At 43.4% G+C, this 16,522-nt stretch carries 12 protein-coding genes; 7 read left to right on the top strand and 5 right to left on the bottom strand.

Annotated features, from left to right (window positions below; translation table 11 throughout):
• Window positions 1-23: 23 nt before the first annotated feature.
• From ybaK to NEE14_RS02820, 5 genes are all read right to left on the bottom strand, one after another.
• Window positions 24-506 (bottom strand): Cys-tRNA(Pro) deacylase, encoded by a 483-nt coding sequence (gene ybaK / locus NEE14_RS02840; RefSeq protein WP_251967415.1) that lies wholly within the window; start codon window positions 504-506, stop codon window positions 24-26.
• Window positions 503-2,635 carry a Tex family protein gene (locus tag NEE14_RS02835; RefSeq protein WP_251967414.1) on the bottom strand — a complete coding sequence of 711 codons (2,133 nt, stop codon included), beginning with the start codon at window positions 2,633-2,635 and terminating at the stop codon, window positions 503-505. Before NEE14_RS02835 ends, ybaK begins: the two co-directional genes overlap by 4 nt.
• Before the next feature lie 59 nt (window positions 2,636-2,694).
• Window positions 2,695-4,050, bottom strand: coding sequence for an ATP-binding cassette domain-containing protein (locus tag NEE14_RS02830; RefSeq protein WP_251967413.1), 1,356 nt, complete (start codon window positions 4,048-4,050; stop codon window positions 2,695-2,697).
• A 7-nt stretch (window positions 4,051-4,057) separates the two neighbouring features.
• The gene (locus tag NEE14_RS02825; RefSeq protein ID WP_251967412.1) at window positions 4,058-4,969 is read right to left on the bottom strand and encodes an ABC transporter substrate-binding protein; all 912 of its coding nucleotides are present in this window, start codon (window positions 4,967-4,969) and stop codon (window positions 4,058-4,060) included.
• A gap of 151 nt (window positions 4,970-5,120) precedes the next feature.
• Complete coding sequence (locus NEE14_RS02820) at window positions 5,121-6,440, bottom strand: ATP-binding protein (protein ID WP_251967411.1); 1,320 nt, start codon at window positions 6,438-6,440, stop codon at window positions 5,121-5,123.
• A 703-nt stretch (window positions 6,441-7,143) separates the two neighbouring features.
• On the opposite strand from NEE14_RS02820, the gene NEE14_RS02815 reads away from it, so the two are divergent.
• The 7 genes from NEE14_RS02815 to NEE14_RS02785 all read left to right on the top strand — a co-directional run bounded on the left by NEE14_RS02815 (window position 7,144) and on the right by NEE14_RS02785 (window position 16,324).
• The gene (locus NEE14_RS02815; protein WP_251967410.1) at window positions 7,144-8,277 is read left to right on the top strand and encodes a 6-bladed beta-propeller; all 1,134 of its coding nucleotides are present in this window, start codon (window positions 7,144-7,146) and stop codon (window positions 8,275-8,277) included.
• A gap of 7 nt (window positions 8,278-8,284) precedes the next feature.
• Window positions 8,285-9,376, top strand: coding sequence for a 6-bladed beta-propeller (locus NEE14_RS02810; RefSeq protein ID WP_251967409.1), 1,092 nt, complete (start codon window positions 8,285-8,287; stop codon window positions 9,374-9,376).
• Between the two features lie 66 nt (window positions 9,377-9,442).
• The gene (locus NEE14_RS02805) at window positions 9,443-10,555 is read left to right on the top strand and encodes a 6-bladed beta-propeller (protein ID WP_251967408.1); all 1,113 of its coding nucleotides are present in this window, start codon (window positions 9,443-9,445) and stop codon (window positions 10,553-10,555) included.
• A gap of 30 nt (window positions 10,556-10,585) precedes the next feature.
• On the top strand, window positions 10,586-11,599 hold the full coding sequence (locus NEE14_RS02800; RefSeq protein WP_251967407.1) for a BF3164 family lipoprotein: 1,014 nt from the start codon (window positions 10,586-10,588) through the stop codon (window positions 11,597-11,599).
• Between the two features lie 99 nt (window positions 11,600-11,698).
• A complete protein-coding gene (locus tag NEE14_RS02795) occupies window positions 11,699-13,669 on the top strand; it encodes a hypothetical protein (RefSeq protein ID WP_251967406.1) in 1,971 nt (656 codons plus the stop codon).
• A complete protein-coding gene (gene lepB / locus NEE14_RS02790) occupies window positions 13,660-14,538 on the top strand; it encodes a signal peptidase I (RefSeq protein ID WP_251967405.1) in 879 nt (292 codons plus the stop codon). The genes NEE14_RS02795 and lepB overlap by 10 nt, the downstream gene beginning before the upstream one ends.
• Window positions 14,539-14,566: 28 nt before the next feature.
• Window positions 14,567-16,324 carry an O-antigen ligase family protein gene (locus NEE14_RS02785; RefSeq protein WP_338578777.1) on the top strand — a complete coding sequence of 586 codons (1,758 nt, stop codon included), beginning with the start codon at window positions 14,567-14,569 and terminating at the stop codon, window positions 16,322-16,324.
• The last annotated feature ends 198 nt before the right edge of the window (window positions 16,325-16,522 follow it).

Here is a 16,522-nt window from a genome sequence, read left to right as displayed (position 1 = left end):
TCTGCTATCTTGTAACTCCTTACTTAATCGATCAGATCGGCCACTTCAGCCCGTGCCTCTCTAATCAGATCGGCCGGAGCCAGGCAAACCTGCAGACCGCGTTGCCCGGCACTGACATAAATATGATCGAATCCGGTTGCCGATTCCTGTATATATGTCGGGAAATGCTTCTTCATCCCGATCGGAGAACAACCGCCACGGATATAACCAGTCAGCGGCAATAATTCCTTCACGTGGATCATCTCACAACTCTTGTTGCCGGATACCTTCGCTGCCTTCTTCAGATTCACTTCCGATGCGCCCGGTACTACACAGACAAAATAACCGCTTTTGTCGCCACGCAATACCAGCGTCTTGAACACCTGACTGACATCTTCACCCAACTGGGCTGCCACATGCGTTGCACTCAGATCATTTTCGTCTACTTCATAAGGCACCAATTTATACGCTACCTTGGCCTTGTCGAGCAAACGAGCCACATTCGTCTTGTTTATTTTCTCTTTCATGATTCAACTCCTTTCATGGATAATTGTACCCGTTTCCGGGCTGTATCTATACTTAATACTCTCACTTGTACATGCTGATGAATAGAAACTACTTCCGCCGGATTACTGACGAAGCGGTCTGCCAGTTCCGAGATGTGCACCAGTCCGTTTTCCTTGATTCCTACATCAACAAAGCAACCGAAGTTGGTAATATTCGTCACAATGCCCGGCAGCACCATGCCTTCCTGCAAATCATCGATGGAATGAATATCGGGGTTAAAGCTGAATTCCTGGATCTCGCTGCGCGGATCGCGCCCCGGCTTATCCAATTCCTTCATGATATCCTGCAAGGTCGGCATACCAATCTCATCCGTCTGATACTGTTCCAGACAGATTTGCTGCTTCAGCTCCTTCCGTTTCATCAGCTCACCCACCGTACAGTGCAAGTCTGCCGCCATCTTTTCCACCACCGGATAACTTTCCGGATGAACCGCCGAATGATCCAACGGGTTGCTTCCATTAGGAATACGCAGGAAACCGGCACATTGCTCGAAAGCCTTCTCTCCTAATCGCGGTACCTTCTTCAGGTCTTTCCGGCTGTCAAACGGACCGTTCTCTGCCCGGTACTGTACGATATTCTGTGCCAAGACAGGTCCTAAACCGGAGATGTACGTCAGTAGTTCCTTGCTCGCTGTATTCACATTCACGCCTACCAAGTTCACACAGCTCTCGACCGTCTGATCCAGACTCTTCTTCAGCAACGCCTGATCAACGGCATGCTGGTATTGACCGACGCCGATGCTTTTCGGGTCTATCTTGACCAACTCAGCCAAAGGATCCATCAAACGGCGGCCAATGCTAACAGCACCGCGCACCGTTACGTCGTATTCCGGAAATTCCGCCCGCGCCACGGCCGAAGCCGAATAGACAGAAGCTCCGTCTTCACTGACGACAAAGACCTTGACCGGCCTGGTATATCGGATGTTGGTAATAAACTCTTCCGTCTCGCGGCTGGCAGTTCCGTTACCAATCGAGATAGCATCTATATTATAAGCCTCCACCAGATGCTGGATTTTGATCTCGGCCTTCTTCCGTTCATTCTTGGGCGGATGCGGATAAATCGTCTCGTTGTGTAACAGATTTCCCTGCGCATCCAGGCAAACCACCTTACAGCCGGTGCGATAACCCGGATCAATACCCAAGACTCGCTTCTGCCCTAAAGGCGGAGCCAGCAGTAACTGCCGGAGATTATCGGCAAAGACGCGGATCGCTTCTTCGTCGGCTTTCTGTTTGCTGCTCTTGGCAAACTCCGATTCGATGGAAGGTTTGAGCAAACGCTTATAGGCATCATCAATCGCCAATTGGAATTGTTCCCAGCAGGCGCCATTATTCCGTTTATACTGCCTGTATAAGGATTCGAGGCAGGCATCGTCGGCTGCCGGCGCAATCGAAACCCGCAAGATGCCTTCCTCCTCGCCTCTCCGTACAGCCAGAAGGCGGTGAGACTGACACCGCGAGAGCTTCTCTTCGAACTGGAAGTAGTTCCGGTATTTCGCGCCTTCTTCTTCTTTGCCTTTGATGACTTTCGCCGAGATGACCGCCTGGCGGAAGGCAAAACGCACCTGATTACGCGTCCGCTCGTTCTCGTTTACCCATTCGGCAATGATATCCCGCGCGCCCGACAAAGCTTCTTCTTCGTCTTTCACCTCGCCCTGCACAAAGGCAGGCACGCGTCCCGATAAGAAAGGCTCCTGTTGGGCAGCAATCAGCTTGGCCAACGGTTCCAGTCCTTTCTTCCGTGCCATCTCTGCCCGCGTCACCCGCTTGGGTTTATACGGCAGATAAATATCTTCAATCTCGTTGCTGTCCCACGATGCCTCGATGCGTGCCTTCAGTTCAGGCGTCAGCTTTTCCTGTTTCTCCAGCGCATTCAGGATCGTGTCTTTCCGAGCCTTCAGTTCCGTCAGTTTGTCCAGCTGGTTCTTGATGTCTGTTATCTGTACTTCATTCAGTCCGCCGGTTCTTTCCTTCCGGTAGCGGCTGATAAACGGAATAGTAGCGCCTGACTCCAGCAACCCGATTGTATTCCGTACCTGCGGAAGCGGCAGCTGAAGTGCTTTAGCTATTAAATCCGGATATATTATTTCCATATTGATATGTTTTCAGAATTGACCTGCAAAAGAAACGAAAATCCTGTGGATATGCAAGCCTATAGCCCAATCACTTCGGCATTCATCGCCTTGATCTCATCGGTATGATGCGACGAGAAAACAACAGTCGCCTGTTTTTCCTGCTGCCATGCCACCAGGAAACGGGCAACCAGCTGCCGCAGCTCTGCATCCAGACCATTGAAAGGTTCGTCCAGCAACAGCAATCCGGCCGGGAACATTAACGCCCGTGCCAAAGCAACCCGTTGCTGTTGCCCGTAACTCAAGGCTGCCGGATACATCCCGGCCTGTTCTTCCAGCTGAAAAGCCTTCAGCAGCCGGAGTGCTTCCTGCTCCAAGATTGCCCGATCGTAATAAGCAGAACCACCTAACATAATATTTTCCTTGGCCGTCAGTTGCGGAAGCAGCGTCGGCTCCTGAAACAAATTGGCGGTCTGCTGGGGCAAACCAGTGATTGCTCCACCGGTGGGCTTCAAGGTTGCGTTGAGGAGTTGCAGCAATGTCGTCTTTCCCCGTCCCGACGGAGCCGAAAGCGCATATATCTTTCCGGCTTTCAGGACGATATTCATGTGATGTACTCCATAGGAATAAGAGACATCCGCCAGACTTATATCATGGGGCTGAAGTGAAACAGCCGGCAATACTACCACCGAATGGCGATAGCGCACAGAAGGCTGCCAGTCCGACAAGCGGGAAATCAATTTGTCGGTCAGCCAGCTCAAGACAATTGCCACCAAGGTCCAGGCGATCAGCTCCGGGACATCAATAAAGACCTGTGCTTCTTTCATCCGTTTCCCAATGCCATCCACGCATTGCGACAAGACTTCACCCATAATGATTGCCCGCCAGCCAAAACCCACAGCCGAAGCCAGTCCACTGAAAAGATAGGGTCGCAGTTGCGGATAATCAATCTGAAACAGGCGGTTCCAGGCATGCAGATGGAATTGCCGGGCCAGCATCTTCCAGGAATCCCGCCGGTTCATCAGCCCTTTCAGCAGGTTTTCGGTGAGCAGCGGATACATTGTCAGAAAAGCTATCAGCAAAGGAATCATTTCCGGGTTCAGGAATATCAATGCCAGCAGGATAAAAGAGATGACCGGCACAGAGCGCAGTAGCGACAACCAGGGCATGAACAAGAGCCGTATCGTTTCCGACCGGTTCAACAGAAAGGCCGTTATCGAAGCCGCTGCCAGCGAAAGCAGCAAGCCGGCGCATGCCCTCAGTAATGTTGTCCCTATGCTGACAAGAAATCCGGGCGAACTAACCACACGAAGCAACGCCCACATCAGATCCGGAAACGAAGGAATCAGTTGCGGCTGTGCCATCTGCCACGAAAGCAGCTGCCAGGCAACAGGTATCAACAAGATAGACAGACAAGTCAGTACAGTACGTTTCATACGTCATTCAGGGAATAAAGGTTGAGTCGGGCAACTGGCCTCCCGTCGAACGGGGCTCGTAATGATTCATCAGCTCCAGAAAATGCCGTACTTCCTTGCGGCACTCAGTAGCCGGGACATAGTGAATACGACAACGCTCGATGGTGGCAGGCGAAAGCATCCGGCTACCGAATACACGTCTGTTTTCCAATATACGGATCGCCTCTTCCGGTTTTTCCTGTGCAAAACGGCAGGACTGATCCAGAAGTGTCTGAATGGAATCTTTGAATGTCAGCAGAGATTCCCGACAAACCACCGCCGTCTGCGGAAAGCCATACGACAATGAATCCGGGCGATTCAGGTCTGCCAGAATCCGGAGTGTGGAATCCTGTTCCAATGCCATCGACAGAAACGGCTCGCTCAATACGGCCGTCTGTACTTTATCCGTCTGCAATGACAACAAGACTTCGCGAGCCGTTGCAAACGAATAGTCATACGTATAAGAACCTTTTTGCTCCAGATAATAACGGGCAAGTATGTCGGGCGTCGTCCCGGCACCAAACAAATAGACAGGCGGCACAATACGCTCATGCCCTACCAGATACAAAGTTCCCCAAATCGGGCAGCCCAACAGTGGATAGCGGATTCCTTTATTATACAGGTTGGCGGCCGAAATCATTGGTAAAACCGCTATATCGGCCTCTCCTTTCACCAACAACGCCTGCATCTGTTCGGGCGAATCCAAAACCTTCACCTGCATTTTCCTTCCGTTCAATGCCGGCTCTTTCTCCATCCATTGCGCAAAGGCTATCGCTGACGGACCGCGCAATACCGCCACTTCGTAAATCATTTCAGCCGGTTCTTTCTTAGAATCCAATTTACAACTCCACAAAACGAGCAGTAAAAGGAAGAACCAGCCATATCGGATTTTATGTAACATCGGCTTTTAATCTTTTGAATGCATACAAAATTAATACAATTTATCCGAATATCTGATTTTATCTTTGCCCCTGCTCCTCACATCTTGCCAGGAAAAGCCATATTTCGGGTTGTCATTCTTCCTATTTATAAATGTGACCATGTCTTTTCTTCTACATGTCATCCATTGACAATCCTCGGTAAGATATACTGTATCCTTTGAATTCGCCAGTAGCACGCAGGAAAGTTGCTGCCTTTTGCTCCAGCATATCCATATCTATGTTTACGGCTTTACGTTTTACTTCGAAGAACGTGGCTTCATCGTTCAGTTCATTCTCGGCCACAATGTCAATTTCATTTTCACCTTTGCGGTCCCACCATCCGCCAATCCGTGTATAAGCCTGACGTTCAATCAACACGCGTCTGAAATAGCGTTCAAGCATCACACCACTGAATGTTTCGTAGTCTCGGTTTATAATCGTCTTCAAGCTCTCGTAGTTCTCTATTTCCAGCATATAACTGTACTTGTAGATAAAGCGAAACCAAAACGTAAAGAAATTGTCTTCTATTATATAGCGAACATTCTTAGTGGAATTTCTCGCAAACAGAGGCTGTTTCTTGGCAATAACCTCGTACTCGTTTTCCAGCTTGGTCAGATAACCACCGATTTCCTTACCTACCACGTTTTCTATTTCCGAACGCGAGGTCTTTCCCCTTGCTATAGCAGAGAGAATGGAAAAATAAATTCCATAATCTTTGCCAAACTCCTCAATAAGTATGGATTTGCCTTCTCCCAGAAAAATGGAATCGGCCTTTACAATCTGATCCAACATTTTTTCTTTGGTAGTCGCTCCGGCATCTATAAGCAACTGCACATACTTTGCCACGCCTCCTGTAAAAGAATACAAAGCCAATAAGTCTTCTGCCGTGTAACCGGGATGATACTCCATCAAAATTTCCTTTAGAACGGCTGGTGTAAACGGGCGTACCGTCATAAAACGTGTCTGCCTGTTATACAGTGGTTCCTTTTTGTCTTTGAATATCTTCGTCATCATTGAGTAAATAGAACCACAAACAACCAGGTTTATTCGGGCTTTCGAACTGTACATATCCCAGATACGCTGCATGTCGCTGTAAACAGACTTATTCACGCGGAAGAATTCCTGGAACTCATCAATGAACAGTGTGATAGGTCGTTCTATGGAAAGTTTCATCAGGAACTCAAACACATCGGCAAAATGTTCCGCCCGTCCCATCGTCGGGATTCCCAATTTGTTTTCGATCTCAAGCCGATAGTCTTCGCACAAGTCTCCTTCAGCTTTGCGAGCAACAAAAAAATAGAGAATCGGTTCGTCCTCGTATGCTTTCCACACAAGGAAAGTCTTGCCGATGCGGCGCCGTCCCGTCACAACTGTAAATTGTGCGTTATTTTTTGCCATTCCGCGAATTTCACGCAGAGATGCGATTGCATTTGTTCTATCAAAAAATTTCATAGACTCATTCCTTTCATTCCAAGTTCCGAAATGGCCGTTTCCGAAACAGCCGTTTCGCTACTACAAATATAGTATATTTTCTGTAAAGCAGTTGTTTTTCTTTTTGCCCAAAATCCAAAGAGATATGGAATATATGATCAACGACATATTAGAATGGACTGTTATCTCTATAAATATTAAGTAATAAAATATTTCATTCACTCTTTTTAAGAGCAAGCTGTCCGGTAAAAAATTGACGTTTTATCGATTAACTTCCTATTTATCATTCATTTGACACACAAACAGGCTGTCCATACAACGAATCGTTTATTTTTCTACTTTTGAGTAACGAAATCAGTTAGTATTTTATATTCATAAAAATTACCTGATTCATTTGCTGCTTGTTTTGTTGGCAGCTTGCCGTCATGCCAGAAGAATATTTTAGATGTAGATGAAGAGCAGACGGTGCTTATACGCTTACGTAGAAATTTACTATTAATCAAATGAATAAATTCTTATATCCGGATATAAGAATTTTATAAGAATAATATAAGACATTTTATTTGGTATTTTTTAAAATAATCCATAACATTGCTAACACAAAAATAGAATAACATTCAAAAAAGCATGTAAAAGTAAACATAAATCAAAATACATATACACTTTTTCTTGATAAAAGAAAAATATGAAAAGATTTATTACTTACACACTAACTTATAAAGTTATGAAACGACGAATATTATTATTAATTTCCATATTATCTATGCTTGTTCTCAGCGCCACAAGCGAAACAATGAATAGTGGAGACGAAGTGGTAACATGCGATATGGATAAGACGATACCAACACTCTTTGATGATTGGATTGAAGATATATCTTGTACGATATTGGAAAAAGATTTATTCGATACGTATATGACTATTATCCCGTATAAAGACTTATATTATGTTATGGGGCGCACAATTGCCGGAGTCAAAATTGTCATATTTAAAGATACAGGAGAATATGTAAAAGAGCTCCAATTACAAGATCCTATCGCAACAGAATCAATGACGATTATTCCCGAATTAGAAGAGCTTTGGGTGATAAGTTTCGGCAATATCATACATAAATATAAATTGGATGGAACATTTCTGAAACGAATCAAACTGCCGTTTTCTTGTACAAATATCATTACTGCTGATTTTCCAGATTTTTTAGTCTATTCTGGTGGAGGCAAGGATGAAAAAGGTAGTATTCAGCAACATTTATTTGCATTAACTGATTTCCAAACAATCCATCAGTTATTTATCCCACAATGGGGAACACAATCTAATCCTTATGCGCCTTTCAGTCTGTATGCAAAAGATACTAATACCAAGCGTATTTATGTTTTTCCAAGTAAGATTGATACAATTTATTGTTACTCTTACCTGCAAAAGAAGATGAAGCCTTATTATGCGCTCAATTTCCACGGAGATTTTCTGACCAAAGATAAAGAACCGGCCGGACCTTCGGAAGATAAAGAGATGAATGATATTATTACTCAAAACAAGTATATCTATACTCATACCAGTTTTCAATTGGTCAATAACAAATTAGTATTTAAATTACGAGGGAAAAGAGATAATTTCTATATGATAGATTTAAACAGTAATAAAGTCTATTCTTTTGATAAACTATTTGACCTATTTCAGACATATAGCTATAACCCTTTTTTAGGAGCGAAAGATAATAGCTTGTATATGATTGTTCGAGAACAAGACTTAAACAAGCATTATCAATCGCATACCTGTTCTTATGACAAGTTAAAACAAAGGTTGAAAGCTTTACCAGCAACAAGTAATAAGTGGATTCTGTTAAAAATAAATCTAAAGTAAAAATATCATGAAGAATGTTTTATTTATACAATTAATGATTTGCATATCTTTATGGGCAATATCCTGCTCTAATCCGAAACATACGGATTCGGATATCTTATGGGATCAGGAAAAATTGCCCAAAGAAGATAATCCTTCTTGGACGGAATTGTTCTCCCAATCTTATAAACTGGTTCCATTAGAAACTAATGACACTTGTTTGATAGGACAAATTGATAAAATAAAGAAGTTCAAGAATCACTATTATATAGCCTCTTCTGGCAATTCCCTCTTCCACTTTGACGAACAAGGCAATTTTATATCTGCACTAACTCAAAAAGGAGCTGGCCCAGAAGAGTTCATACGTATTGAAGACTTTGAGGTTTATGAAGTGAATGGGAAAACTGAAATTTGGATTTCAGACAACCAAAGTATAAAATCATTTGATGCTTTCAATGGACAGTTTTTATATAAGAAGAGCTTTCCTTTCACTATCTACAAATTTAAACGGCTGAATAATTCTCATATTTTACTTGTAACCGGACAAAATGAATATATCCTGACACTTGTTGATGAGAATTGTCAAGTCTTGAAACAATATCTAAAAAAAGAAATTCCTTATTTGATGTTCCGTCCGGTGCAGTTTCCTCAATATAATGATTCATATCTTTTTCAATTAGGGCTTGCCAATGAATTTGTCTCGTTTAATCCTCAGACTGAAACATTCAATCAAGGGCATTATACTTCAAACCCCAATTATCTTTCTACGAATGAACTGTTAGAAATGTTTAATAGTAAAGGAACAGACTTTGTCCGAAGTGCCAATCAAATGAATTATCTATGCAATTTTTATGGATTAAAAGACAAAATATGGATACATAGTAATGTTGGAGGAACAAACTATTTGTCCAAAATAGAATCGGGAAAGATGATAACCTCGACACAATTCTCCTATGGAAGCATTCTTGCAACGGCCTTTACCGGAGAAAGTGACGATAGTATCTTGTTATATATTCTTCCAGAACAACAAGAAGAATGTAACCAAGCTCTTTCATTAAATGGAGAACAACTATTAAAGCTAGATGCTAATGACAATCCTTGCCTATTAGAGTTTTTTTAGTATTTGATATGAACTAAACTTGAGATTAATAAAGCACAACCGTTAACATATAATACAAAATACGTCATGAACACATTTAAAACCATCTTCGCTGTTTTATCCAGCGTTTGCCTGCTTTCTTGTCAGGAAACCATTCATAACGACGCGCCCGAAAACATTGAAGTAGATGTTACGAAGACTCAAGACGAAGCGCTGTTCTCCAAATATGAATATATTCCACTGGAAACGTCTGAGAATTGTCTGCTTCCTGCTATGTTGCATAAGATCGTGTCTTGCCATGATACTCTTGTTATACATTCAATCATCCAGAATACTCTTCTGTCATTTAAGAATGATGGATCTTTCATCAGACGTTTTCCTATCGGAAACGGACCAGATGAACTGATCTATCCGGTAGATATCGCACTCGATCCTGAAAACAATACCCTGCAAATATTGGATTCTTACCAGTTCATCAAAGAGTTTTCTTTAGATGGCACACGAATCTGCGAGATAAAAGTGGAAGATCCTTACATGAGAGTAGGAAAATTGAAGAATGAAGTATTGCTGTTTGATGCCAATCTCGGTAAGAAGAATGATTATTACTTTGAGTTTACTGATGGACAGAACAACCTGAAACTTATCAATAAGAAAAAGTATTTCAACGACATCGTATATATTCCCTATTCTACCTTCAGCACAGTTGATGATAATACCGTCTTTTTCTATCATCAGTTTGAGAACGTTGTTTATTCATGGACTCCCAAAGATACAATCGCGACACCAGTATATCAGCTGACTTTCCCGCATGAGAAAAGTATTGCCGACCTTTCGTTGGAAAGCCCGTTGCAAGCAAGAGATTACCAAAAGCTTTATGATGCCAAAGAATATATTTTCGGCATTAAAAGTTTATATGTCACAAACAACCTGTTATTTTTCACGGTTGAAACCGATCAATTGTATTACTGCCTTTACGATAGAGATACAAAGAAGATCCGTATTTGCAACCAATTGCTCGAAGGACTTCCCAATCCGGATGGAATTATAGGAATTGAAGGTAATTATCTTTTATATGCCCTGACTCCAGAACAAATTATTACATATAGCCAGGAAAATCCATTATCGGAGAAAATCTCATCACAGATGAAGGGTATGAAAGAAGATGATAATCCTGTTATCATAAAATGTAAAATGAATTAATCCAGCATTGTATAATAAATAACAAATGCCATGAAACTGATTATCTTATTTGCTATTTGCCTGTCGTTCATACAATGCACAAGCAAGACTTCAGAAGATGAACCTTATACATTTGATAAAGTTCGTCAGATTTCATTGCAAAACATGGAATATCCCGATATTATCGGAATAGGCATGCAGTTGGTACAAATAGACAGCCTGCTTATCATTAATGATTTTCATGGCGATTCCTTGCTGAATGTATATGATCCCGGACGACATACCATCAAGAAAAGATTAATCTCTAAAGGCAGCGGACCGGATGATATGGTTAGTCCATTAGATATCAACTTGTGTAATGATAAGCTTTACATCTTAAGTCGCCCGTTGTTTAAGTTTGCCTACATCCCAAAAGACCAGGTTTTAGCACCGCATCCGCAGATGCACGGGCATACGCAATTGCCACAGATGAGCGATCGTTTCCTGCCGCTCAATGACTCCTTGTTTGTATTTTCAGGTATGTGGAAACAACGATATGCTCTTTACCAGAAGCACAAAGCAGATTCCTTACGGACCTTTGGCGATTATCCTGCGTTTTGGCCGGAAGAAAAAGACATACCGGCTATGGTGAAAGCCATGTTCCATCAATGCGAAATGGTCAAACACCCGAAGAAAAACTTATTCGCATCTGCCTCCAATTATGTATTGGATATCTTCTCGTTCGATCCGACCGGGAAAGAGCTTCCACTTCTGAAGTTCAGAAAGAAGCTGGGGAACTACGAATACACATTCAGTTCCGAAGAGATGATTTCGGCCAAGCGGAAAGAAACTTCTGATCCGCGGGTACTGCGAATCTGCTGCTCAGAGAAGTATCTATATCTGCTCAGGGAAGTAAAAGACAATGAAAACCAGATGGAAATCTGCATTATCGACTGGGAAGGGAAACCGGTTGAACTATTGAAGGCTGATAAGAGAATAACGACGCTCATCATCCATGAAGCCCAGCATAAAGGATTCTGTTTAGCAGATGATCCAGAATGTATGTTGTATTCATTTAAAATTTGATACAGCGTATTTGTTCAGCAATCAACTAGAAGGGAATACCAACAAGATACACTACTAATTTGATCTAACAAAAGACATTCCCAATAATTTTAGATAAATATGAAACAAACAACGGTCTATATACTTCTATTGCTTTTGACTGCCTGCCAATCCAAAGACAAGCTCGACATGGCGTTGGAATACGCAGGCGACAACCGGGCGGAATTGGAAAAAGTACTGGAACACTATCAGGGCGACGAAATGAAATACCGGGCAGCCCGCTTCCTGATCGAGAACATGGTCGGACATTCCGGCCATGATTCAACCGCAGTACAACAATTCCAAGCCATATACGACAAATATGTTGCCATCTCTGAAAAGTATAACTGGAATGTAGCTACTGAATGGCAAAAAGAAATAGACCGGTTTTGGTCGGAAAACAGATACAAAGTTTTACACGTATCTTCTCAAAAAGATATTCGGGTGGTACGAGCAGATTGGCTGATACGAGAAATAGATCGTTCATTCAAAGCCTGGCAGGAAAATGCCTATACACGCAATGCGCCTTTCGAAGATTTCTGCCGTTACATTCTGCCTTACCGTTATGCTGAAGGAATTTGTATTGACAATTGTCGAGATGTATTCTATCAACGTCATGCTCATATATTTAATGATACCACCCGTAGTATCAGCATTGTAATAGATTCGCTACATCAACAGTACAGCGACCAACTATATTGTGATATGGCAGCTGTTGACATGCCTATATATGATGCCAAAACTTTCGAATACATCAAACGAGGTGTATGCGATACGAAAGCTTGGTATAATTGCCTGCAATTATCCGCGCTGGGCATGGCTGTAGCCATTGATTTCGTACCGGCATGGGCAAACCGATCCGGAGCACATACATGGAATAGCTTAATTATTAATGGAGAAACTTATCCATTTGAGCCATTCAATGATTGGGAGAGATGGAAATACAAACAAGTCTATAACAATGAAAGTTTTGACCGGTATTGGGGAAGATTCAGAGCTGCTAAAATTTATCGCAGGACATTTGAATATTATCTGGAAGGCCCGTTGGCAGACCCGAAAGTCAACAGAGAAGATATACCTCCTTTGTTCTTAAATCCTTTTATGCGGGATGTCTCTAATGAGTATTTCAAAACTGTTGATGTTAATATATCATTAAGTCGTCCTATTAAAAAGAATATAAAATATGCTTACCTTTGTATTTATGGAAATCAAGGCTGGATACCCGTGCAATGGGGAAAAATCCGAAAAAATGGGAAAGTTCTTTTTAAAGACATGGGAAAGGATATTGTTTATTTGCCCATGTTTTATCAAAATGGAAATTTATTACCAGCTGGTCCGGCATTTCTTTTAGATAGCAATGGCCAGCAGATAATCTTACAACCGGAAAAAGAGGTTAAGCCCATAACGGTTTCAACCTACACATCATTTTTGCTTCCTGATGAAATTCTAAAATTAGAGGCAATGCTGAAAAACGCGTGCCTGTGTGGAGACAATGATCCGGAATTCAGCCACCCGGATACTTTAGTTTGTCTGCCCAGAAATCAGGAAGCATGGGGTAATGAAATAACAATTAACAACCCGTCACAATATCGATACTTACGGCTTGATTTACCCGCAGATTCTATCGGCTTGTGTGAAATCGCTTTCTACAGTCCAGCTTCAGACGAACCTATTCAACCTACGAAAATAATATCTACAAATCTACATTCAACCAATCTCAAAGAAGATATCAGACAGATAATGGATGGATATTCAGCAACCGGATGGAGAGGAAAAGCAAATCAAAAAGGATTCATCTGTTGGGAATTGCCAAAATCATGTTCTATAGCAAAAATCAAGTACTATCCTTATATCGCTCCTCATTTTATCAGAGGAAAAGAACTCTCTCTACAATATTGGGATAATGCCTGGATAACAGCCGGGACACAACGCTGGGAGAAAGGAACGCTAACATTCAACGACGTGCCGCAAGGTACAATTTACCGTGTACGTACCGAGGGAACGAACGACCGAATATTTACGTATAAAAATGGAATGATACAATGGTACTGAAAAAATGGATACAGAAAGGCATTGACTGGCTGAGCAATCTGATCTTAATCGCTGCCGGGCTGGTTACCCTGTGGCTCTTCCTGCTGGTCTTCGTGTATGCGTCTTTCCGCATACCGACCGACTCGATGGAGCCCACGCTGGTTCCGGGAGATTATGTCTTGGTCAACAAGCTCCTGATCGGGCCGAGGCTGTTCAACCTGACAGAGGCACTCGAAGGGAAGCAGGTTAACATCCGACGCCTGCCCGGATTGCACGACATACAACGCAATGACGTGCTGGTCTTTCATTTTCCCCATCCCCACACGTGGGAAAAGATCGAGATGCACCTCTTCAAATACTATGTCAAACGCTGTATTGCCTTGCCGGGAGACACCCTTTCCATCCGGAACGGTATCTACCAAATCAACGGGAAGGAAGAAAACCTGGGAAATCGGGAAGCGCAACACCACATCGGGCAAATGAAACCGGAAGATTTCCCGGAAGGAACTTACAAGACATTTCCATTCAATGAAAGCAATTGGAACGTGCAAGACTTCGGACCGCTCTATATACCCAAAGCCGGAGCAGAAGTCGGTATGGACCGTTTCAATTTCCTGTTATATAAAAAGGTAGTCGAATGGGAACAAGGGAAAACGCTTTCCTACCGCGACTCGACCGTCTTTTTGGACGGGCATCCCATCTGGACTTACCGTTTCAGAAAGGACTATTATTTCATGGGGGGAGACAACGGCATCAATTCGCAAGACTCCCGTTACTGGGGATTGCTGCCCGAAGAATACATTGTCGGGAAAGTTTGGAAAGTTTGGAAATCGGTCGATCCTTATACAGACCGATTCCGGTGGGACCGTTTTCTGTTAGATGTGAAATAGAATCATAAATTACGACATGAATAGATTAATGAATTATCTCATATTGTTGTTTGTCAGCATGTTTTGCCTAGCACTGGCAGTTACCCCGTTCGTCTCGGCTGACAACTTGGCCGACGGACTGGTCACGGGCCGGGCATTCTGGACTTATTTAGTCGTTTTGCTCGGTTCCGTTTGCCTGCTGGGTTACCTGACCGAACGGAAAAGATTACGTATCACCTGGTTGGATGGTGCCTGGAGCCTGTTCATCGGCTGGGCTTGCCTTTCCTGCTTTTCTGACGGGAATACCCTGTCCGGCAAATGCGCTTTCCTGTTATCATTACTGGTCTTGTGGTTCACCTTGCGCCTCTTGTTTCTTTTCCGTCCCGAAACAAGGGGATTCTTCACCGGACTATGGTTAACAGTCGCCCTTTTGGAAGCCGTCAGTGGCATGGCACAACTATACGGTTTCACGTATTCCCACCATACCCTGTTTAACCTGACCGGCACTTTCTTTAATCCGGGGCCCTATTCTGGATTCCTCGCCATCCTGCTGCCCTGGACTTTACATGTGGCGTTACACAGCCGGAAATTAACAGGGCATTATGCCTGGCTTTGCGTGCTGGTCATCTGCGTTGTATTGCCTGCCGGAAGAAGCCGTTCTGCCTGGATTGCAGCCTTGCTCGGCTCTGCCTGGGTACTGATTAGCTATTACAAAGCCGCCATCATTTCTTATGTACGTCAATATCCCAAACGGATCACGGCCATGCTACTGGCAAGTGTGTTGCTGCTGGCCGGAGGGGCTTATGGCATGTACCATCTCAAGAAAGATTCGGCAGACGGACGCCTGCTGATGTGGAAGGTTTCCGCGCAAATCATCCGGGAACAACAGGGCTTGGGCGTAGGAGTAGGACATTTCCCGGAAGCTTTCGCCGAAGCCCAGGCTAGCTACCTAAAACATGCCTCCAGTCAGGAAAAATGGGTAGCCGGATGCCCTGAATATGCCTTTAACGAATACCTGCAAATTGCAGTAGAATTAGGCATCTTCCCCTTATTGCTCTTCCTAGGGGTAGGTGTCAGTGCTTTCCTTCAGGCTGTTCGGACAAAACAATCCGGGATTGCCGGGGCATTGATTGCCTTTGCCATCTTCGCCTTCTCTTCCTATCCCTTGCAACTTCCGGACTTCTGGATTTTATGGGTCTGCCTGTGTACATTGGCCATCCCGACAGGATATACAGCAGGAAACAACTGGCTTCCTGTCCAACGGATAGGGATGATCGGCATGGCTGTATGCAGCCTGTTCGTATGCACATCGGCGGCAGACCGCTACAAGGCCTACGAACAATGGAACCGGCTCAAGATGTTACACAACAACAAAGCCTACGAAGCTGCCACCGAAGGATACGTCGCACTTTATGACATACTGAAACAGAATCCCAGATACTTGTTCGAAGCTGCCCAGTGCCTCAATCACAGCGAGCGGCAGGAAGAAGGAAGCCAATATCTCCGGCAAGCCGCACGATACAGTTCCGATCCCATGATCCGGTATGTTCTGGCAAAGAACGAACAAGAAGCCGGCAATTATCTCGAAGCAGAAAGACTACTGCTGCACGCGATCGACATATTGCCTGAACGCATTTATCCGTATTACCTGCTGGCCAACCTCTACGCAGAGCCGGATTTCTACCAACCGGATAAACGGCAAGAGATGGCTGATTCGGTCTGGCACAAAAAGCCCAAAGTAGAAAGTCAAGCCATCCGGGAAATGCGGGAGAAAGTGAAAGAATGGCTTAACAAACAAGATAAATAGAAAATTTGTCCATTAACAATTAATATAATTAATATGTATTCAACTGATAATAATCAAACTAGAAAGAAGGTTCATGGCGAAAATGTCTACCTTTATTTTTGCAAGAGACTTTTTCTACCACCTATATTTGCTCGAACCAGAAAAATAGAGAACAAATCATGCGTAATTCAAGATAAAAATAAATATATTTGGAACAAC

Source organism: Parabacteroides sp. AD58 (genome assembly GCF_023744375.2).
Classification (GTDB): Bacteria; Bacteroidota; Bacteroidia; order Bacteroidales; family Tannerellaceae; genus Parabacteroides; species Parabacteroides absconsus.
Note: the sequence above shows the minus strand (reverse complement) of the source record. Positions and strands in the feature narration are given on the sequence as shown.

Coding starts and splice junctions, on each gene's coding strand:
- ybaK (WP_251967415.1), bottom strand. CDS start 506: ATGAAAGAGAAAATAAACAAGACGAATGTGGCTCGTTTGCTCGACAAG.
- NEE14_RS02835 (WP_251967414.1), bottom strand. CDS start 2,635: ATGGAAATAATATATCCGGATTTAATAGCTAAAGCACTTCAGCTGCCG.
- NEE14_RS02830 (WP_251967413.1), bottom strand. CDS start 4,050: ATGAAACGTACTGTACTGACTTGTCTGTCTATCTTGTTGATACCTGTT.
- NEE14_RS02825 (WP_251967412.1), bottom strand. CDS start 4,969: ATGTTACATAAAATCCGATATGGCTGGTTCTTCCTTTTACTGCTCGTT.
- NEE14_RS02820 (WP_251967411.1), bottom strand. CDS start 6,440: ATGAAATTTTTTGATAGAACAAATGCAATCGCATCTCTGCGTGAAATT.
- NEE14_RS02815 (WP_251967410.1), top strand. CDS start 7,144: ATGAAACGACGAATATTATTATTAATTTCCATATTATCTATGCTTGTT.
- NEE14_RS02810 (WP_251967409.1), top strand. CDS start 8,285: ATGAAGAATGTTTTATTTATACAATTAATGATTTGCATATCTTTATGG.
- NEE14_RS02805 (WP_251967408.1), top strand. CDS start 9,443: ATGAACACATTTAAAACCATCTTCGCTGTTTTATCCAGCGTTTGCCTG.
- NEE14_RS02800 (WP_251967407.1), top strand. CDS start 10,586: ATGAAACTGATTATCTTATTTGCTATTTGCCTGTCGTTCATACAATGC.
- NEE14_RS02795 (WP_251967406.1), top strand. CDS start 11,699: ATGAAACAAACAACGGTCTATATACTTCTATTGCTTTTGACTGCCTGC.
- lepB (WP_251967405.1), top strand. CDS start 13,660: ATGGTACTGAAAAAATGGATACAGAAAGGCATTGACTGGCTGAGCAAT.
- NEE14_RS02785 (WP_338578777.1), top strand. CDS start 14,567: ATGAATTATCTCATATTGTTGTTTGTCAGCATGTTTTGCCTAGCACTG.